We start from the raw sequence: 19,717 nt of genomic DNA, 5'->3' as shown, positions 1-19,717 counted from the left end.
AATTTCAACGGTGATAGAGACGGCTCCTATTGACAAACACGACAAGCTAAAAAGCCTGATGAGTTGGAAGTTTCAATCCTTCAAAAAAGTCCAGCTCTTAGCCGATTAGAGTATAAAAGAAGCGAAATTTTACAAGAACTAGAGCCTCGCAGACCTCAAAGTTATCGTGTTTTAGCGGGAATACAGGATTCTGTTCGCGATTTTTTGGCTAGTCAAGCTGAGAAGGACTACGAACAGCTTGAGAAAATTGTGACTAATCTAGTTCTCTTTGCGAGTAGCAGACAACCCTCGCAAGCTATTCTTTCAGAGGTAATTAGCAAATTAGCTGCCGAGATAGCACAAAGCTCCAATCAAATCAGTCCTTACCGTCTTCGTCTTGCTTACAAAATTGATGAGTTAATGAAGGTCATATCAGCACGACTAATCTTCTCTGCTGATTCTGAAATTAATAGCGACTATCAATCACTCGTCAATGAGCTACAGTCTCGAATCAAGCTTTTATCTGAGCAGTTCAATCGTCTACTTAGAGCCAGACAAGAGGGTGCAACCGAGATAAACAGGCGTGTACAGGAGATCTCTAGCCTTACCCGTGATATCTCTGATCTGCATCGAGCTATATCTAATCGTGATGCTGATATAGCTACCTTACGGAAGGATGCTCAAGAGTTAATAGAACTAGCTCAAGGAAAACAGAGTCAGATAGAAATATTACAAAATTCTATATCTGATCTGCAAGCAGATATTCAGAGTTCAAAAGAGATTGATCAAAGAAAAGAATCTAGAATTACAGATCTACTGAATGAGAAATCTCAATTAAACTTTCAAAAAGAAGATCTGCAACGACAGTACCAAAAACTGGAGCAGCAGTATCAACAGAAGCAAATTGAGATAGATAACTTAAAAAAACAACTAGAAGATTTATCCGAGGTTGATAGGGTCAAGTCCCAAAATTCTACCCGTACGACACCACACCCGCCTGTTAAACCAGTTGCGACTAAAGAGAATATTTCAGTAGAAGAATATCAAGGAATCTCCAACCAAGGTGAGTATGAATACGTCAGTGGTTATCCCAATGGTAGGAGCGGGAAATGGGTGAATGCATACTACAGAAGACCAAAACGAAAAAGGATAAGGCGAAAAAATCGGTGACATTTCAGCAACTCAACCAGTTGGGGCAGACTGGCCTACTTAGTCGATGCTATAGCAAAGTTTATAGCATCGCTCAACTGGAACGTTCTGAGGCACTTGCCGATACAATTGCAACCTCCTAATCATTAAATTGCTCTGCGGAGCGAATATTTGTATTGCCCATGAATAGTTATCGACATCGTTAGTCAAAATATGAATCAGACAATCCCGAAACACTCCACCTCGTAAAACCGAAAGAGCTAATTGTCCACGTAAAAGGTGTTAGAGAACACAAGTATCATTTCACCTGAACGGAAAACGAATATTTGTATCCCTTGTAGTTGGAATCGAGTTCTAGCGTGTAGTCACCTGTCATCGCGAGTTCTCCTGTCCAGGATTTTTGGCGATCGTCCAACCCTCTCAATTCTTTGCCATTAGGAGCCAAAATCATCGGCAGTGGGCCGCGATCGCTTCTCACACTCAACGTCTGACCTTTGCCCAAGTTAAAGCGATATCGGTGTGAGCCAGTGCCCACAAATCGCTCTGCGATCGTCACCGAATCGCCTCCCGCCCCAAAACTCACGCGCTCGGTTTTCTCGTTACAATCACTTTCGGTCTGATTTTGAGCAATCCATCCTTTAACTGGAGTTGCGATCGCAAACCAGCCATCTAACTCATTAGTAACCGTGACAAACGTGCCATTTTTGAGTTTTCCAACCACGTTGTCAGGGGCGATCGTAGGGTTCGATCGCACATTCAAAGGTGGATTAGCATCCGCCACTTTTGCCATCGTGATTTTACAGGTTTCTACCTTTCTAGAAGCCGCTTCTGGCGCTTGAGGCTTTGAAGGCAGCGGCTCAGTTGGCTCGATCGGAGCGGTAACAGGAGCTTGAGGTGCGGCTCCCTCCGCAGACTGCTTTGCCGCCGGAACCGCACCGGGTTTATCAGTCGGTTTGAGGGTCGGAGAAACGATCGTAGTTGGTGCCACTGTCGGAAGCGGTTGGGGATTTTGAGATTGCATCACGGCAGATGTCACGCCTGCCACAGCCGCAACACCCGTCAAACCTGCCGCGATCAAAATAGCTTTAGTGTCCATGAATTGAGAATATTAGCGATCGTAGTTAACTTCATCGAGAACTCAGTAAAAATCGGAATTCTAAACGACTATTTGGGGTGACTTTGAGGCGCAGCATTACCATAATGCTGATAATAAATCGCTTGCTTCACCAGTGGGGTAAATTTCTCTCTCCAATATCGGATATCTGGAATTTCCTCCACAAGCTTCAGCACATCTGCCGCTCTGTTTTCCTTTAAAGCAGTTTGAGCGGTGCCATACAAACTCTTAGCTCGTCTCCATTGATTGGGCATTGTTTTGAGAGAAACTTGAGCTTGAGCATAAACAGAACTGTCTTCTGGAATCGTTTTAATCAGCTTAATTGCCGAATTCAAATCGCCTGACTGATACTCTTCGATCGCTTCCGCTAACACCCGATTTCCCACATCTGTCTTCATGGCAGAAGATTTTGCAAGTTCGGCTTGCTCGGCTTGATCACAAATTGTTTTGGTTAACGCTTTATCTACCCAACCCGGCACAGGCGCACTAATTTGCAGCCATCCTCGCTGTTTGCCAATCACCGTTATTGAGTCTCCATCTTGAATACCACCCACAATGTTGTTAAAGCGATCGGTCGGAGCCGCCCGAACATTTAAGGGAGGCTGTGGATCGCTGACGATCGTCAAACATCCCTTAAACGCCTCCAGCGAATCGGAAGATAATTGCACCGTTTCAGACAGAGGTTGAGAAGCCATTGACGAGTTCGGCTGAGGCTTCAAAGAAACATACCCAGTTCCCACCACGATCATTATTGCCGTAACAAATGCCCCCAACCCTAGCGGAGACTTCAAAATCTGATTCACCCTGAAAGCCATTTCAATGCCTCAAGCTTTATGACTAAACAACTGCGCTCCCAGGTTTCCTAGATGCTGACCAGGGTAACTCTGGAACATTCTGCCTGTAGGTTGCCCAAAGCCGTTGATAAAAGCTCTCATGCCATCTGATAAACGCATCGAGTTTTTCATACTGATTTGATCTAAGCGACAGATCCGCAGTAGGGGTATGCCATGCCCTCTCGCGATCGTTCGATCAATCGCAATTGTTTTTGAAATGGGTATTACAAGCCAAATTCGTAAATGCAGCTTCTATGTCTTCTATAGTGAGGAGAGGCGATTAACAGGAGATTATATGTTTAATCTGGGCTGGCCAGAGGTGGTCATTGTTTGCGTCGTTGCAATTCTGATTTTTGGGCCTAAAAAGATCCCTGAACTCGGCAGCACTTTTGGTAAGACGTTGCGAAGCTTTAAAGAAGGCATCAGCAAAGAAGAAGAAACAGACAAGCCAGATCACGACTACGACGGCTAACTGATCAGCAATTAATACACCAAAGCAGGGGCATAGTCATGCCCCTGCTTCACAAATCAACCATCTGTTACAAGATTGACGACAGATTAGCCGCTCAACCCGCTAGAGACGATCGCTTTTTCTTCTGTTAATGACACATACCCGTTTGAATCAGGGGTTGGCTGGGCTGCTGTAGGCGTGACCACCTGCACGGGATTCCGCGCCTCAATTAGCTGAATTGCTCGGTTAACACTCTCAGGCAAAATCACCACCAGACTGCCGGGAGTTGCCGAATCGAGCGCTGCTTGAATTGCGGTTGTCTCGTCAAAAATCATCTCACAGTGAACGTCAGGTCGGGTTTGCTCAATGCTCTGATGAATCCACTTTGCCACCTCGCCGCGATCGCGCCCTCGCGTGTCATCGTCTTCTTTGACAATGATGCGATCGAAGATCTGAGCTGACAGGGTGCCGAGAGAAACAAAGTCTTCATCGCGACGATCGCCCGGCCCGCCAATTACGCCAATCCGCTCTCCGGTTGTCCAATTTTTCACAAAGCCGCCTAGTGCTTCGTAGCTGTGGGGGTTGTGAGCATAATCAATCAGAGCGTGGAACGTGCCCAAATTAAACAGGTTCATTCGTCCGGGAGTCTGCTCGGTTGATGCCTGAAAAGTCACCAATGCGGCACGAATATCTTCAATCCGAACGCCTTGAGCAAAGGCCGCCAAACTCGCCGCTAACGCATTGGCAATCATAAAGGGTGCCCGTCCGCCCAAGGTCAATGGCACGTTGACCGCTTGCTCAATTCTCAGCGTCCAGTCGCCTTTGAGAATCGACAGATAGCCATTCTCATAAACAGCAGCGAGTCCGCCGCGCTGAGTGTGCGATCGAATCAAGGGGTTATCGGGATTCATGGAAAAATAGGCAATTTGTGCCGATGCCCGATTTGCCATCGCCGAAACCAGAGAATCATCGGCATTAAGCACAGCATAGCCGTTGGGCATCGCTGCCTCTGCCACCACGCTTTTGACCCGCGCCATGTCATCGATCGTGTTAATGTCTCCTAGCCCTAAGTGATCGGCGGCGACGTTTAGCACTACGCCCACATCACAGGCACTAAAGGCTAACCCCGATCGCAAAATTCCACCGCGCGCACTCTCTAAAATCGCGACCTCCACGGTCGGATCTTGCAAAATCAGTTGGGCACTCTGCGGCCCTGTGTTGTCACCTGGCTCGACCAGATAATCACCAATATAGGTGCCGTCGGTGGTCGTGTAGCCAACGACTTGCTGAGTTTGTCTGAAGATGTGAGCAATCAGACGGGTCGTCGTGGTTTTGCCGTTAGTGCCAGTGACTGCCACGATCGGCACTCGACTAGGCGACCCTGGCGGAAACAGCATATTGACCACAGGCTCCGCGACGTTGCGAGGAATGCCCTCACTAGGGCAAATGTGCATCCTAAACCCAGGAGCAGCATTTACTTCAACGATCACTCCATCCATCTCTCGTAAAGTCTTTGAGATATCAGAGGTGACAATATCAATTCCGGCAATGTCTAGACCGATGATTTTGACGACTCGTTGCGCGAGCCAAACAGTTTCAGGGTGAATATCATCGGTGCGATCGACCGCGATTCCCCCGGTACTCAAATTTGCAGTGGCTCGCAGATAGCAAACTTCATGTTCAGCCAGAACGGTGTCGAGGTTATAGCCTTTTTGATCTAAGAGTTGCCAAGTCGTGCGATCGACCTCAATTTTGGTCAGAACGTTGTCGTGTCCGTCACCTCGCCGCGAGTCGCGATTGGTTTCTTCGATCAGGTCACTAATCGTCGATTTGCCATCCCCAATCACATGGGCCGGAATTCGCTCCGCGACCGCAACGACTTTGCCATTGATCACGAGAACGCGGTGATCGCTGCCCTCATAAAACCGCTCGACGATGACTGCTTTAGACACTTCCTTTGCCACGTCGTAAGCAGCTTCTGCCTGTTCCCATTCAGTGATGTTGATCGTGATCCCGCGTCCGTGATTGCCGTTCAAAGGTTTGATCACGATCGGGTAGCCGCCCAAATCGTCGATCGCGTCCTGCAACTCATTCAAATAGTTGATTACCGTCCCACGAGGCACCGGAATGCCTGCCGATCGCAGAATTTGCTTCGTGCCTTCTTTATCGCTAGCCAGTTCCACACCGAGAACGCTGGTACGATCGCTCAACGTTGCCTGAAGTTTCTTTTGATGCACCCCATACCCAAGCTGAATCATGGCACGAACACCCAACTCCATCCAAGGAATTCCACGAGCTTCAGCTTCTTTCACCAAAGTCTCAGTACTTGGGCCTAGAGCTGCATCTGCTGCAAATTCGCGCAAATCTTTCAAGTCTTGCTGCAACTCATCTGCCGGATACGTTCCGGTTGCGATTACACTCTCGCAGAGTCGAACGGCCGCACGAGCCGCATAGCGCCCTGCTTGCTCATTTTCATATTCAATCACGACTTGATAGGTGCCAGGGGTTGCGGTCTCGCGGGTGCGTCCAAACCCTACGGGCATCCCTGCCAATTCTTGAAGTTCCAGCGCTACGTGCTCAATGATGTGCCCCATCATGGTGCCTTCTAAAACTCGGCTCAGAAAGCCACCTCGGCAGCCAGGAGAGCAAAAATGCTCAACTAAGCTCGGAAGCGTCGAAATCAAACCCTCATAAAAGCCAGGAATTTCACTGGAGGGCGATTCTGCTAAGTCTTCCAAATCAAGGCGCATGATCACGAGTTTGTGTCGTCGAATGCTCCAATAATTAGGGCCGCGTAACGTCTGGATCTTGAGTATTTTCATAAGGCTAGGTTAAGAGATGAAAGGCTAACTGCGATCGTGCAGACAATGACAAAGCAGCTATCTAAACTGAACCGGGTGGAGAGTCGCCTCAGAGAAGCCACAACTCAGTTTCAAACGCCTGAAACGCCCGAACTGTTCACCGCAAACAGTTGACATTAAGAAGCATCTCTGAGTAGGTTAACTGGTAAGAGATGGTGCAAACACTTATTCAAATATTAGGGAAGGAAAAGCGAATAAGCTGTGATGAAACTTAATTAAAAATTGTAAATCTACTCTACAGGAAACTTACCACAACAGGTGCATGAATCTATAAGGTTAACTCGCAAATCTACCAGAATGTGCGTGAAACGCTAGGAATAAAAAACGAATAAATTGCACTACCTACAGTTCTTGGTCTTTAACCTCACAATCTCGTGGTTGTTATTGCGGACAACTTGCAGATAGCCTCTTATTTAAATCGTAACGGCATCCTTGACTCAAGATATGAACTCTTAAGTTGCAGATACACAACGGGTCAGCTAATCCTACTTCGGCGCGGTTGGTGTAGGTCATCTCACCGGGATCAATGATCGTGACCGTGCCTTTGCCTAAAACTTGTAGAGTGCCGTCTCCCTCAAATAGGGCGCAGGTGTCTTCGTCAATGCCAATTCCTAACAGATCGGGGTGGGCAGAGACAGCGCTCATCAGACGAGCCATCCGATTTCGATTGTGAAAGTGTTGGTCTACAATCACCTCTGGAATAATGCCCAGCCCTAACGTCATGTCTACCAGAGAAGAATTTGGAGATTCACCGCTGCCGCCTCCTGCGATCATATGATGACCCATGACAGCAGCCCCAGCACTGGTTCCAGCTAGAGTAACTGAGCCAGACTGAGCGCGGGTACGCACAATCTCCATAATGGGCGTGTCTGACAGCATCGCGCAGAGCCGTAGCTGGTCGCCGCCCGTCATAAAGATCCCCGTGCAATTGCGGACATATTCCTGCAAAATTGGATCATTGCACTGAGCGCGATCGCAGATATTGAGAACCTCGATCGCCTTCGCGCCCATCTCAGTAAAAATCGTGTGATAGCGCTCTCCGATCACCACTGGCTCACGAGACGCACAAGGAAAAATGGCGATGCGAGCATCTTCGCCGCCAGCCCTTACAAAAAAGCTTCGGAGGATGTCGCGTCCGTGTACTTTGTCTTCCGCTCCCCCAATGACCATAATGGCGGTATTTGTGGGCTGAGGCATCTTCAACATCAGGGATTGCAACGCTAACTCTATCATGGGTGTCTCTGCGACGTGAAACACATCAATGGAGGACAATTGAAAGGCTGGTTTTTAGAGGATCTTATAGACTAAATGAAGCGATCGCTGAAGACGAAATATTAAATTTTCCTTAATCCAGATCATGCCAGATTATTAACCATAAGTTAAGTAATTGAAAGATTTTTTTGTGTAAATTCCCTGTGACAGGTTGACCTGGCAATTTCCCTTATCCTATTGCCTTTATTTATGCGCTTTGACATCGTAACCTTATTCCCTGACTTCTTCGCCTCCCCACTCAGTTCTGGATTGCTCGGAAAAGCCCTCGCTAAAGAAATCGCGATCGTCAATCTGATCAATCCGCGTGAGTTTGCCCTTGACAAGCACCGTCGCGTCGATGATGAGCCATATGGCGGCGGGGTTGGGATGTTGATTAAGCCAGAACCCGTTTTTGCTGCCATAGAATCATTGCCGATGTTGCCCCGGCGACAGGTGATTTTTATGACTCCTCAAGGCAAACCCATGAATCAATCGCTACTCAAAGAACTAGCAGTCAATTACGATCAGATTGTCATCCTTTGCGGACATTACGAGGGCGTTGATGAGCGGGTGCTTAATCTCGTCGATCGGGAAGTGTCTCTCGGCGATTTTGTGCTCACCTGTGGAGAAATTCCAGCGTTAGCATTGTTAAATGGGACGATTCGGCTGCTTCCGGGCACAATTGGCAAAGAAGAGTCTCTCAAAGCAGAAAGCTTCGAGGCAGGATTGCTCGATTACCCTCAATACACCCGTCCTTTTGTGTTTAGGGAATGGGAGGTGCCGAAGGTGTTGCGATCAGGGAACCATGCAGAAATCGATCGCTGGCGCAAAGAGCAGCAGATCGAAAGAACCCGAATTCGTCGCCCCGATCTCTATCAGCGTTGGCTGGAAGAAGAAAACCAGGGAGCAGATGCAAGTTAACTTAATAAATGGACATTATGCCAACCAGAACCTTTAAGCTTTTTTGTGCCACCGTAATGAGTTGTGGTCTCCTCAGTTCAGTCAGCTTGCCGATCGCCACTCTTCAAGGCAAAAAATTGGATTTAGGTAACGCTGCTTACGCTAAAAGCAGTGGCGGACGCAGCAGTGGCGGATCATTTCGGAGTTCGCCCTCTCGATCGAGCGGGTCGAGTCGCAACAACTCCTCTGGAGGCTATAACAGTGGGGGCGGTGCCGTGTTTATCCCTTATGGGGGTTCCTCCTACGGCTATGGCTCTAGTGCGATCGGCGGGTTTGGGCTGCTTTTGGTGATGTTGCTGGTTCTAGGCGGGGGTGGGCTGGTGGTTTGGCTGCTGCTCTCAGCGAGAAAAGGAATCGGCTCCACTTCAGAACTCGATAACGATAAGGTAACGGTTACTAAGCTACAGGTAGCACTTTTGGCAGAAGGTCGCGCCATTCAATCGCAGCTATCCGAAATTGTCCAGAATGCCGACACTGAAACTTCTCAAGGACTTCAGCAAGAATTACAGGAAGTCGTTCTAGCGCTGCTGAGAATGCCAGAAAACTGGAGTCACGTGTTAGCCAGTTCTCAAACGGTGAAAACTCGCGAAGAGGCAGAGACTTTGTTTAGTCAGAACTCGATCGCCGAGCGCAGCAATTTTAGCGTCGAAACCCTAACCAATGTCGGCGGCAGGGTCAACACCAAGACGTTTACGCCTGATCCTGAAGAAGACCCCGCTTCTTATATTGTGGTGACACTGATTGTCGGGACGGCTGACGACAAGCCTCTATTGAGTGAAGTGCGGACGACGGAGGCACTCAAAGCGGCGCTAGAGAAACTTGCCTCAATCAACCCAGACTACCTCATGGTTTTTGAACTGCTCTGGAGTCCGCAAGACAAGGGCGACAGTCTCACCTACGACGAGTTGCTGACTGAATATTCGGGAATGATGCAGATTTAAATTTATTTTGCGGGGGCAGAGTCTTCAGGCTTTACTTGAGGCAAGCCAAGACTGTAATTTAGGACACGGCTGTTGAGATTATAGGAAATCTCGCCTTTGTTGAGGAGCGATCGTACCAAGTGTTCTAGATCTGACCCGATGCGACGCAAGTTATAGTCAGTCAAGTCAGCCCCACTGTAAGCCTCGACCAGATCGTCAAATTTGCGGTAGATCTTCTGCAACGCATCGTCATTCCAGTTGAGTTCATTATCGGGGTCAACATCCAGCGTCAAAACGTTGTCACTGGGAACCAACTCGTTATGTTCAACTTCAGCAGTAAAAATACGAATATGGCGGGTGGTGGATTTCACTAAGGTCATAAAATTATTCTGCTGAACTGGGTGTACAAAGCCTGCTATTGCAATTGTAATCGGACTTTAGCACCAAACACGATCGACCATTGGCAACCGCTCTATAGAAAGTTCTCAATGCTATAAATTGAACGGTGTCAATGTCTGACGACTCATTCACTCTTCTAACACCATGTCCAAAGTTCTCAAACTCTTGTTCATCCGTCACGCTCAATCGACTGGCAACCAGCAAAAACGGATGCAAGGACACGGAGACTTTGAACTTTCTAGCACGGGCAGAATGCAGGCAGAAAAACTAGCGCAATATCTTTTGGCAGAATCCTGGCATCCGTCCCACGTTTACAGCAGTCCGCTGAAACGAGCCGCTCAAACGACCGAGATCTTATTATCCTCCTTTCAATTAGCCCCGCTTCCGGCAACGGTGAGCGATTTGATCGATCCGTCGGCTGAGTCTTCGTCAGCAGAAATCGAGGAGAAACGCCCCGCGATCGCTATCCGATACGCCAACGAACTCAAAGAATTTCAGAACGGAATTCTCAAAGGGCTAACCTGGTCTGAAGCTCGAACTCGCTACCCAGAACTTTGCCGCCGCCTAGAAGCCTCACCCGACTGGATTCAAATTCCAGAAGCCGAGTCGCTGCACGATGCCCGCACTCGCGCTCGTCAATTTATCACGCACCTCATTGAACGTCACACTGACGGCGATCGGTTATGGGTCGTCAGCCATAGTTGGATCTTGCAGCACTTGATCGCTGAATTGTTGGGCAGCGATCGCTCGTGGCGAGTCAGAGCGGGCAACACCGCATTATTTGAATTTTGGATTGACCGATCGCGCTGGCACCAAACCAGTCAAAATCGTTTTAACACGGATCTTTGGCAAATACGCCGCTTCAACGATTCTCGTCACCTAAGCTAAGTAAATGCTCGGTAAGGAATTCATCTTTCATCTACCCATCTACAGATCTCCTGTTATCATGATTTCTTAATAAAGTCGATCAGGGTTCATTCCGCACCAAACTGATGAGCATGACAGCAGATTCGGTTAACGATATCTTTCGACAGGCCCACCAGGGAAGCGTCGCAGCCATTATTCAAGTGCTGAACGACAAACTCGCTGACTCTGGGGTCAGAACGCGCGCCATCTTTGCCAACGGCATTTTGCAACTGCTCTGCGAAGCTTCAACCAAGGAGCAACTAGAGCAAACGATGCTCATCGATCGCGTGCAAAAAATTTTAGAAGCGATCGAGCCTCGCAGCGTTCGTCGCGTCAATATCAACAGCCGCATCGTTCGTGAACAACAGTTGCTGTGGCTCGAAGAAATTAATCGTGACCCCGATGGGCAAGTGCTCTGGTCAAAAGAAATTGTCCTGAAGCGCAAAAATCCTCTCAAGCGACTTCTAACCGATTGGCGAGACGATCGCATTGAGAGCTTCGATCGCCCTCAAACGAGATCGCCTCACCTGATTCGTGAACAAAACCAATTTAAAAAAGGCATCGTTGGCGGGTTAGCGGTGAGCGCAGGTTTGCTATTAGCAGGTTGGGGAGTTTACATGTGGCAAGAGGGGCGATCGTCCACTGCTCCTCCAAAAAATTCAACTTCCATTCAATCGGCAAGTGGAATCAATCTCGATCAAGACAATTTTGCGACGGCGGTTCGTTTAGCAGAAAGAGCCTCTGAAATTGGCAAAACAGCGCAAACTCCTGAACAGTGGCAAAACTTAGCCGATACGTGGGGCAAAGCCTCCAAGCTGATGGGGTCAGTGCCTGCCAGTGACAAACGGTATGCGATCGCGCTCGATCGCACAGCCCTCTACCGCAGATATCAAGAATCAGCTTTGCAAAAAATCAAGTAACGGCTGCAACCCTCTAATCGATGCTTCTGCCTCGCACCGTTTGCGCTCTTTTGGGAATTGCAAGGGGGGCTTGCTCGATCGTTCGCTCTTGCACTCGATGCGTCTGAAAGTGCTTTAACCACTCTTCGGGAGCATTCAGCGTTTCTCCACCATGTTTAGTGAGGCGTTGACGCACTTTGCACAGCACTGGAGTATTCACACACGCCCCAGATATAATCACTTGTCCTTTAGTCAGCGCAGGTAACTCTTTGAGAAGATCTCGACCTGCCGCTTCGACTCCGTGCTTAAGGCTTTCCTGATCGACCGGATTAACAATTCGCATGATGAATTGACTCATACATTGAGACAGCACATCTGAGTCAATCTTGCCCGGACGCTGGGTAATCAACCCGATGCCGACCCCAAACTTTCGTCCTTCACTCAGGATCGTTCTCAGCACTGCTTTGCAGCGAGATGGCTCATGGGCAGGGGCAAAACGATGCGCCTCCTCGATCAGAATAAACACAGGGTAAGGCAGATAATTTTCGTCGCTGCTTTCGGTGATTCCTCGATGAGTATTCATCCGCGCCTGGTTTGATTGCCGCAGCACCGCCGCGCAGATCACCTGCTGCTCGTCTTGACTAATTTCATTCATTTGCAGCACCGTAACTTGCCCCGGCTCAAATAAGTCTTTAGGGCTGACCGTGTGTTCAAAGGTGTGAAAGTAGTCCGATCGCTCCAGTCGCTCTAATTTCCACTCTAGCGCTGGAGCGGACGATCCCTGTTTGAGATTGCCTTCGTCGTCTTCTTGAACATCGGCTTCTCGCACTGCCGCAATCAAATCTTGAATGCCCCACCGATATTCGCCTTTTTTGTGCTTTTGCAGCAATCGATAGGCTTTGTTGAGAATAGACTGTTGACGATCGCTCATCTCTGGCAGCAGCGTCAAAATGTCAGAATAATCCAGCGAAGACACCCGAATCCGAATATCTTCCGGCTTTAAAACCTTCACTTTGGGCGAATAGCCATCGGGATCTTGAAAGTCTGGATGACCCCGCATTTCTGTGAGCGTCCCATATTCCCCGTGCGGGTCGAGAATCAGCACTGCTGCCCGATTGTAGGGTAGTAGCAACTCTTCGACCAAAACGCCTGCTGTATAGGATTTTCCCGATCCCGTGCCTGCCAAAATTGCCATGTGGGTGCTGACCAGTTCTTTGACATCTAGCGCGATCGGCACAGCGCCCGGTTCTCTTAGCAGCAGTGAGCCAATGTGCGCCGATCCCATTTCTTGCGGCTGTTTGCGATTGAGAATCTGTCGCAACATCTGATCATCAGCCAGACAGACTTTTGCACCTGGATTGGGACTTTTACGGGGATTCATGAATCCTAAAGAGGGATCAAAATAACCAATCACATCGACGCTGACTTCGTAAATTTCAGGATTGGCGTAAGTGAAACCTACGAGAGCCGCGATCGCTTCGGGACTGATTTCCGTATCGGCAAAAATGCGATCGGGCAAATGATCAATCAGCCGCCGCGCCGAAATCTTTCCTAAAATCTTGAACGCATCATCATTCTCTCGAACTTCATAGTAGACATACTCTCCAATTTTGACCGAGCGATTATCAGAGGTAATGAATACATATTGATTGCCATTTTCGCCCGGCCCTTTGACCGTGCCAATCACTTTGAGAGAAAGAGGAGATGCTTGATTTAGGGTCATGCTTACGAGTCAACCGCTTTAGATAAGAGTGTGCGATCGTCTAACTGTCCGTTCAAGTGTACTATGTCAACCCTAAAAAGAGAGAACAGTTTCAGTCTTAAGGTTAGACGAGTCTCTCGCTGTGTCTGCTTCACATCCTCAGTGCAACTCTGGAGATTTTGAGAATAGTACAGAGAGATCGTGAGGGAATTACGGATACTGGATGATTTTCAGCACGTTAACCTGATAGCTGACGATGATTGTCGAGCCAATAGCTAGCAAGAACAAACCCCGCCTAAGTTAAGCAATTATGGGCACGATCGCAGGATGCAAGCAAGAGTTTCGCGGGTTCACACAAAGCCGCAAGAATTAGCTGGGCGAGCCATCAACTCTGCCGATCCTAGAGAAGAGTGCCTTCCCGTCACATCCAAGTGCAAATTTTCACTCTCTAACCGTTCAGGTGAAAGTGCTTTCGTGGATCAAAGTCCTACCCAACCCACTCAGCAGATCTCAGAAGCGCTCCTGTGGCACAAGATGACTCAGGTAGTGGTTGCAAATGCTCAACCAGAGGTTATTTTGTCTAAGCTTGCTGCAATTTTAGGAGAAGAATTTAGAGCAGACGGCTGTGTGATTTCGATCTGCACCCGGCACTCGACTCAACACCACGTCGCTAGTTGGTTTGGCGACGATTTGACTGCCAATCAGCAAGCTGGAATTTTGGCAACTTATTCAACCCTTGAAGCGGCAACGTTAGACGCAGGCAGCCTAATTATTTCAGAATTACAGACCCGTGATCTGATTCCTGAGTGGCGATCGTGTTCGATCGGATCTGTTTTGTCGAATGTCACTCGATTTCAAGGTCAAGTCAACGGAGCGATTAGTCTCATGCGATCCCATTCCCATTCTTGGACGAAGTTAGAAGCGACAACTCTAGCCACGATTTCTGATCAAGTCGCTGTTACCGTTTCTCAAATTCTGCTCCAGCAACAAGTTCTCAAGCAGGCTCAATATCAATCATTGATTCAAGAGTTGACGATGGCTATCCAAAACTCAGTGGATTTGCCTCAAATTCTCAAGCTGGCAATTGATGGTACGGCTCAAGCCCTTCAAATTGCTCAGGGATCGGTGCTGCGCTTGAGATATTGGGATCCTCGACACAATTCGCGCTCTTTAGATGGCATTCCCAAAGCCAGAGTGACTGTGGAATGCCAGTGGCAACCAGAGATCGCGCAACCTCAAAGCTCTAGTCTAACCAGCGAGACTCTTTTAAGTCAGTCTTTCTGGGTGTCAGAGTGTGTCGTGTGCCAATCTGCTGTCAGTTATGCCGAGCCGACTGCGCTAAGCGATCGAGACGATTTTCCAGCCACGACAGAAGCCGCTGGAATCGCACCTTTATTTGCACCTGAACGGATGCCGTCGCTTTTGATGGTGCCTCTAGAGAGCAAAAATAAACTTTTAGGATTCATCACTCTTCAGCACGATCAACCTCGCGTCTGGCAACCTAACGAGATTGAGTTTGCAGAATTGGTAGGCGCTCAAATCAGTTCTGCCATCATTCAAACTGAGACGCTGCGCCAAGTCGAATCGCTGGTCGAAGAGCGCACGGCTCAACTGCAACAAAGCTTAGAACTTCAGGCAAAGCTGTATGAGATCACCCGCAGACAGATTGAAAAACTGCGGGAAATGAATCAGCGCATGGATGAGTTTCTCAGCACCCTAAGCCACGAACTGCGAACACCGCTGACTAGCATGATGCTGGCGATTCGGATGTTGCGCGAGGCAGATTTGCCGCCCGATCGTCGCGAGCAATATCTCAATATCTTGGAGCAGCAGTGCGCTCAAGAAACCAGCCTGATCAACGATTTGCTGGCGCTGCAAGAGCTAGAGAGCAAGCAAGTCGCGATTCAGCTTCAGAAAGTTGATCTGAAACAAGTGATCACAGACCTAAGTCAATCTTTTGATCAGCGTTGGGCACTAAAAGGGCTAACTTTAGAAATTGAACTACCGCCGCGATCGCCCGCGCTCAATACTGATCTGGCAAGTCTAAACCGCATTCTGTTAGAGCTGTTGACCAACGCCGGAAAATATTCAGATCCCAACAGCACTGTTTCAGTTAAGGTCTCGCAGCAAAGCGGGCAGCAAATTGCGATCGCGATCTGCAACGGTGGGGATGGCATCTCAGAAGAAGAACTGCCCTACATTTTTGAGAAGTTTCGCCGATGCCAGGGCGTAACCCAAAATGCGGTGCCCGGAACCGGATTAGGACTCGCGCTCGTGAAGAATTTAGTGCAGCACTTGAATGGCACGATCGCAGCATCTAGTTTGCCTACCGATGCCACTCAGTCTCTCGAAACTCGCTTTACGGTGACGCTGCCGCAGAATCTTGAAATTGCTTAATAAAGATTGTGAATTGAATCATGTCGGTTACTTGCAAAGACACTGGGCACGGCAGTGCCATGCCCGTACGCAACTTCTGAAATTCATAATTCTAATCAGAATTTCTGTTCGGATTCAATCATTTGGAATTTGTAGTCAGCGAGGATATTGAAGCTTTCTAGATTCAGGCGGGAAGACTGAGTATAATAACTTGAAGCTATGTTACAAACCATCTCACCCAAACCTCTGCGCTGGCAACAGCAAACCGATTCTCCACTAGCGCGTCAAGTGGATGTTTCGCTGTCGGCGGCTAAGTTTGGCTTTTATCTGTGGTGGGACAGTCGCATTGCAGAGCGTTCTTCAGCCCGTCGCGATCGCCGCGCTCAGTGGCTCGTGGGCACATTGCTCAATTTGGGCCCGACTTTTATTAAGATTGGGCAGGCGCTCTCGACTCGCGCAGATTTGCTGCCGATCGAATATGTCAAAGCACTCTCACAGCTTCAAGATCGCGTCCCAGAATTTAGCGCTGACCAGGCGATCGCCATCATTGAATCTGAACTAAATTGCCCCCTTCACACGCTTTATCGGGAGTTCGATCGCGTGCCTCTAGCCGCAGCAAGTTTAGGGCAAGTTCATCGCGCCAAGCTACACACAGGCGAAGAAGTCGTCGTTAAAGTGCAGCGTCCTGGACTCGACCAGTTGTTTGACTTGGATCTGAAGGTTCTTGATCGCGTTGTTCGGCTGAGTACTCGCTATTCTGCGATCGCGAGACAATACGATCTGGAGGCGATTTATCAAGAGTTTGCTGAAATTCTCTATAAAGAAGTTGACTACGTTCAAGAAGCGATGAATGCCGATCGCTTCCGTCATAACTTTGCCGATCATCCGCGAATTGTGGTGCCCAAGATTTATCCGCGCTACACCACAAAACGCGTGCTGACAATGGAATATGTGCCCGGAATCAAAGTTAACGATCGTGAGAGTTTAGAAGCGATCGGCATCGATCCAAAAGACATCAACCATCTAGGAATTTGCGCTTATCTTAAGCAGTTGCTGCAAGATGGCTTCTTTCAGGCAGATCCCCATCCTGGCAATATGGCAGTCACGATTGATGGACGACTGATCTTCTACGACTTCGGCATGATGGCAGAAGTCATGCCAATCAACCGCGATCAGATGGTAAAAACCTTCTTCGCAGTCCTCAAAAAAGATACCGACGAAGTGATCCACACCCTGATCGATATGGGTTTGATTGAGCCGATGTCAGATATGACTCCGGTGCGGCGAGTGCTGGGGTTTTTAATCGATCGCTTCACTGACAAACCCGTCGAAGTCGAAGCGTTCAACAGCTTACGCAATGAGTTGTATACGCTGTTTGAGAAGCAGCCTTTCCGACTTCCTGCCAAGATGACGTTTATCATCAAGGCGTTGACTACCCTGGATGGAGTAGCGCGTGATTTAGATCCGCAATATAACTTGCTGATTGCCGCAAAACCGTTTGTGAAGAGTCTGGTGATCACAGCACCTAAAAATCACGGCAGTGGCTTGGGTGAGTTGGCACGGCAAGCACAAAGTTTTCTGACCTATCAGATTCGCAAACCCAACTCAGCAGCCCTGGCGATTCAGCGACTCGAAGCGCGACTTGAACAGGGAGAATTGCAGATTCGAGTCCAGTCAGAGAGCGATCGCCACCTCAAAACCCTACACTTAGCGGTGAAGTCTTTAATTTACGCCTGTTTGACAGGATTTTCTGTTCTGTCAGGGGTTGTGCTGCTAGTGGGCGCTTATCAGGGGGGCGCGGTCGTCAGCTTTATTGTCGCTGGCGTTTGCGGAACTTTTTTGGTCAAATCGCTGATTCGACTCGCCTTGAGAGAACGGCTCAATTCGCTTCGCAATGCGCCATAAGCTTGACACGTCAAATTAATTTGTCCTCCATAAAATCTGTCTAGGGTGTAGAAAGGATTAAGGATGCAGTTTTCCTCCGGTATAGTAGGGCTGCTGCGACTTCTGAACTTTCTGCACACTGCCCTATGGTTTCTACGGTTTTCTCAAAAGATTTTCGGCGTTATTGGCTGTTGGGTCTGCTGGCAGTTGGGGTAGCGATCGTCCTCAGTTCTTGTAACCCTAGACTCTATCGAACCTCGGCAGCCCAAGTGCCTCAACTGGTTGATTTTACTCTCAGCGACCCGAAAAGCTTTAACTATGCGCTGATCAATGAAGACCCTAGCGTCGCCACCTTGATGTATGAGGGGCTGATCACTGAAAATGGGTTAACTGGAGCAGTCGAGCCAGCCCTAGCAGAATCGTGGAAGATCGCAGAAGACAAAAAACGCATCGAGTTCACGCTGCGTCCGGGGCTGAAATGGTCAGATGGTGAGCCGTTGACGGTGGAGGATGTACTCTTCACCTTTCAAGATATTTTCCTCAATCCTGCCATTCCGACCGATATTCAAGATGTGTTGCGGATTGGCAAAAATCGCGTCTTTCCCAGTGTGCGGAAGGTGGACGATCGTCGCATCGAATTCACCACTCCAGAGCCGTTTGCCCCGTTTTTAAGGGTATTGGGACTGGCAATTTTGCCTAAACACATTTTGCAAGAGGCGGTCAAAACCAAAGGCAGCGACGGCAATCCAGTTTTTCTCTCGACCTGGGGCACTGGAACTGACCCTAAAAAGATTATTTGCAATGGACCCTATGTGCTTGATGGCTACGCGACGAGTCAGCGAGTCATCTTTCGACGCAATCCTCACTATTGGCGCAAAGACGCTCAAGGCAATGCTCAACCTTACATTGAGCGCATTGTTTGGAGCGTGGTAGAAAATCAAAACACCGCATTGCTGCAATTTCGATCGGGCGGACAGGATATCTCAGAGCCGATTCGACCTGAAGATTTCACGCTGCTTAAGCAAGAAGAAAAGCGCGGCAAGTTTACGCTGCACATGGGAGGGCCGCGACCGATCACCACGTTTATGGCGTTTAACCTCAACCAGGGTCGGCGCAAAGGAAAACCACTCGTTGACCCGATCAAGTCTAAATGGTTTAACAACGTCAAATTTAGACAGGCAGTGGCTTATGCCATCGATCGCGACAAAATGAACAACAACATCTATCGCGGTTTGGGTGCATTAGTCGAATCGATCATTATGGAGCAAAGCCCCTATTATCAGCCGCCTCAACCAGAGAAAGCTTATGGGTTTGATCCTAAAAAATCTAAGCAACTGCTGACCGAAGCGGGCTTTAAATATGACGCAAACGGTCAGTTGTCAGATGCAGAGGGGCATCGAGTCCGCTTTAACTTAATCACCAATGCGGGAAACACGGTGCGAGAAGCCTCGATCGCGCAGATCAAACAAGACTTAGGCGCAATTGGAATGCAGGTTGACTTGACCCCGATCAACTTCAACACGATGATCGACAAGCTCGATAACACGATCGATTGGGATGCTTATTTAATGGCAATGGGTAACTCAAGAGAGCCAAATTCGGGGTCTAATATTTGGTCGCCCGAAGGGTCATCCCACAACTTTAATCAGCCGTCACTGCCTGGAAAACCGATCGAAAATCGAGTCGTCGCCGATTGGGAAGCAGAAATCGGTCGTTTGTATATTGAAGGCGCACAAGAGCTTGACGAAACCAAACGCAAAGTGATCTATGGCAAAATTCAGCAAATTGCTCATGAAAATTTGCCCTGGATTACGTTGATGAATGCGCGAGTCATGGCGGCAGTGCGCGATCGCGTCGAGGGCGTAAATTATCCTGAGTTAGGCCGTGCCTTGTGGAATATTCAAGACTTGCGAGTCGTAGATTAGGCATTACCCAGAGCTTTTCTCTGAAGGTTGAGAAAATCTTAACAAAACCTTGATTGCTCGTTAATAACGGATTGGTAGGGTTCTCTTAACTACTGAGATAACCCTATA

The 19,717-nt window shown here is 48.6% G+C and carries 15 protein-coding genes; 9 read left to right on the top strand and 6 right to left on the bottom strand.

Annotated elements, in window-relative coordinates:
• The first annotated feature begins 63 nt into the window (after nt 1-63).
• Complete coding sequence (locus tag BRW63_RS19680; protein WP_073074114.1) at nt 64-1,149, top strand: coiled-coil domain-containing protein; 1,086 nt, start codon at nt 64-66, stop codon at nt 1,147-1,149.
• A gap of 277 nt (nt 1,150-1,426) precedes the next feature.
• Here the strand turns inward: BRW63_RS19680 and BRW63_RS19675 are convergent, their stop codons facing one another.
• Nucleotides 1,427-2,224, bottom strand: a complete 798-nt coding sequence (locus tag BRW63_RS19675) for an SH3 domain-containing protein (RefSeq protein ID WP_073074113.1) — start codon at nt 2,222-2,224, stop codon at nt 1,427-1,429.
• Nucleotides 2,225-2,292: 68 nt separating this feature from the next.
• The gene (locus tag BRW63_RS19670; RefSeq protein WP_223257439.1) at nt 2,293-2,937 is read right to left on the bottom strand and encodes an SH3 domain-containing protein; all 645 of its coding nucleotides are present in this window, start codon (nt 2,935-2,937) and stop codon (nt 2,293-2,295) included.
• 355 nt (nt 2,938-3,292) lie between these two features.
• Between BRW63_RS19670 and tatA the strand changes: the two genes are divergently transcribed.
• Nucleotides 3,293-3,547, top strand: coding sequence for a twin-arginine translocase TatA/TatE family subunit (gene tatA, locus BRW63_RS19665; protein WP_317615832.1), 255 nt, complete (start codon nt 3,293-3,295; stop codon nt 3,545-3,547).
• An 86-nt stretch (nt 3,548-3,633) separates the two neighbouring features.
• Here tatA and cphA read toward each other — a convergent pair whose 3' ends face one another.
• Together cphA and BRW63_RS19655 are read right to left on the bottom strand one after the other, a co-directional pair.
• The gene (gene cphA, locus BRW63_RS19660) at nt 3,634-6,348 is read right to left on the bottom strand and encodes a cyanophycin synthetase (protein WP_073074110.1); all 2,715 of its coding nucleotides are present in this window, start codon (nt 6,346-6,348) and stop codon (nt 3,634-3,636) included.
• Nucleotides 6,349-6,768: 420 nt separating this feature from the next.
• A complete protein-coding gene (locus BRW63_RS19655) occupies nt 6,769-7,584 on the bottom strand; it encodes a cyanophycinase (protein WP_219898659.1) in 816 nt (271 codons plus the stop codon).
• A 264-nt stretch (nt 7,585-7,848) separates the two neighbouring features.
• Here BRW63_RS19655 and trmD point away from each other — a divergent pair, with 264 nt between their 5' ends.
• Entirely contained in the window at nt 7,849-8,559 is a 711-nt protein-coding gene (trmD, locus tag BRW63_RS19650) for a tRNA (guanosine(37)-N1)-methyltransferase TrmD (RefSeq protein ID WP_073074108.1), read from the top strand.
• A 17-nt stretch (nt 8,560-8,576) separates the two neighbouring features.
• Nucleotides 8,577-9,539, top strand: a complete 963-nt coding sequence (locus BRW63_RS19645; protein ID WP_219898657.1) for a DUF1517 domain-containing protein — start codon at nt 8,577-8,579, stop codon at nt 9,537-9,539.
• 2 nt (nt 9,540-9,541) lie between these two features.
• Here the strand turns inward: BRW63_RS19645 and ndhM are convergent, their stop codons facing one another.
• The gene (gene ndhM / locus BRW63_RS19640) at nt 9,542-9,898 is read right to left on the bottom strand and encodes an NAD(P)H-quinone oxidoreductase subunit M (protein ID WP_073074106.1); all 357 of its coding nucleotides are present in this window, start codon (nt 9,896-9,898) and stop codon (nt 9,542-9,544) included.
• Nucleotides 9,899-10,061: 163 nt separating this feature from the next.
• On the opposite strand from ndhM, the gene BRW63_RS19635 reads away from it, so the two are divergent.
• Together BRW63_RS19635 and BRW63_RS19630 are read left to right on the top strand one after the other, a co-directional pair.
• Nucleotides 10,062-10,805 (top strand): histidine phosphatase family protein, encoded by a 744-nt coding sequence (locus tag BRW63_RS19635; protein WP_073074105.1) that lies wholly within the window; start codon nt 10,062-10,064, stop codon nt 10,803-10,805.
• A gap of 104 nt (nt 10,806-10,909) precedes the next feature.
• Nucleotides 10,910-11,743 (top strand): hypothetical protein, encoded by an 834-nt coding sequence (locus tag BRW63_RS19630; RefSeq protein WP_073074104.1) that lies wholly within the window; start codon nt 10,910-10,912, stop codon nt 11,741-11,743.
• A 13-nt stretch (nt 11,744-11,756) separates the two neighbouring features.
• Here BRW63_RS19630 and BRW63_RS19625 read toward each other — a convergent pair whose 3' ends face one another.
• Complete coding sequence (locus BRW63_RS19625) at nt 11,757-13,445, bottom strand: ATP-binding protein (RefSeq protein ID WP_073074103.1); 1,689 nt, start codon at nt 13,443-13,445, stop codon at nt 11,757-11,759.
• Nucleotides 13,446-13,898: 453 nt separating this feature from the next.
• Between BRW63_RS19625 and BRW63_RS19620 the strand changes: the two genes are divergently transcribed.
• The 3 genes from BRW63_RS19620 (at nt 13,899) to BRW63_RS19610 (ending at nt 19,609) form a co-directional block, all read left to right on the top strand.
• Nucleotides 13,899-15,821, top strand: a complete 1,923-nt coding sequence (locus BRW63_RS19620; RefSeq protein ID WP_181314446.1) for a GAF domain-containing sensor histidine kinase — start codon at nt 13,899-13,901, stop codon at nt 15,819-15,821.
• Nucleotides 15,822-16,019: 198 nt separating this feature from the next.
• A complete protein-coding gene (locus BRW63_RS19615; RefSeq protein WP_073074101.1) occupies nt 16,020-17,705 on the top strand; it encodes an ABC1 kinase family protein in 1,686 nt (561 codons plus the stop codon).
• 125 nt (nt 17,706-17,830) lie between these two features.
• Nucleotides 17,831-19,609, top strand: a complete 1,779-nt coding sequence (locus BRW63_RS19610; protein WP_073074100.1) for an ABC transporter substrate-binding protein — start codon at nt 17,831-17,833, stop codon at nt 19,607-19,609.
• The last annotated feature ends 108 nt before the right edge of the window (nt 19,610-19,717 follow it).

The organism is Phormidesmis priestleyi ULC007 (assembly GCF_001895925.1).
In the GTDB taxonomy this organism is placed as follows: Bacteria; Cyanobacteriota; Cyanobacteriia; order Leptolyngbyales; family Leptolyngbyaceae; genus Phormidesmis_A; species Phormidesmis_A priestleyi_A.
This window is presented reverse-complemented; position numbering and strand designations above follow the sequence as displayed.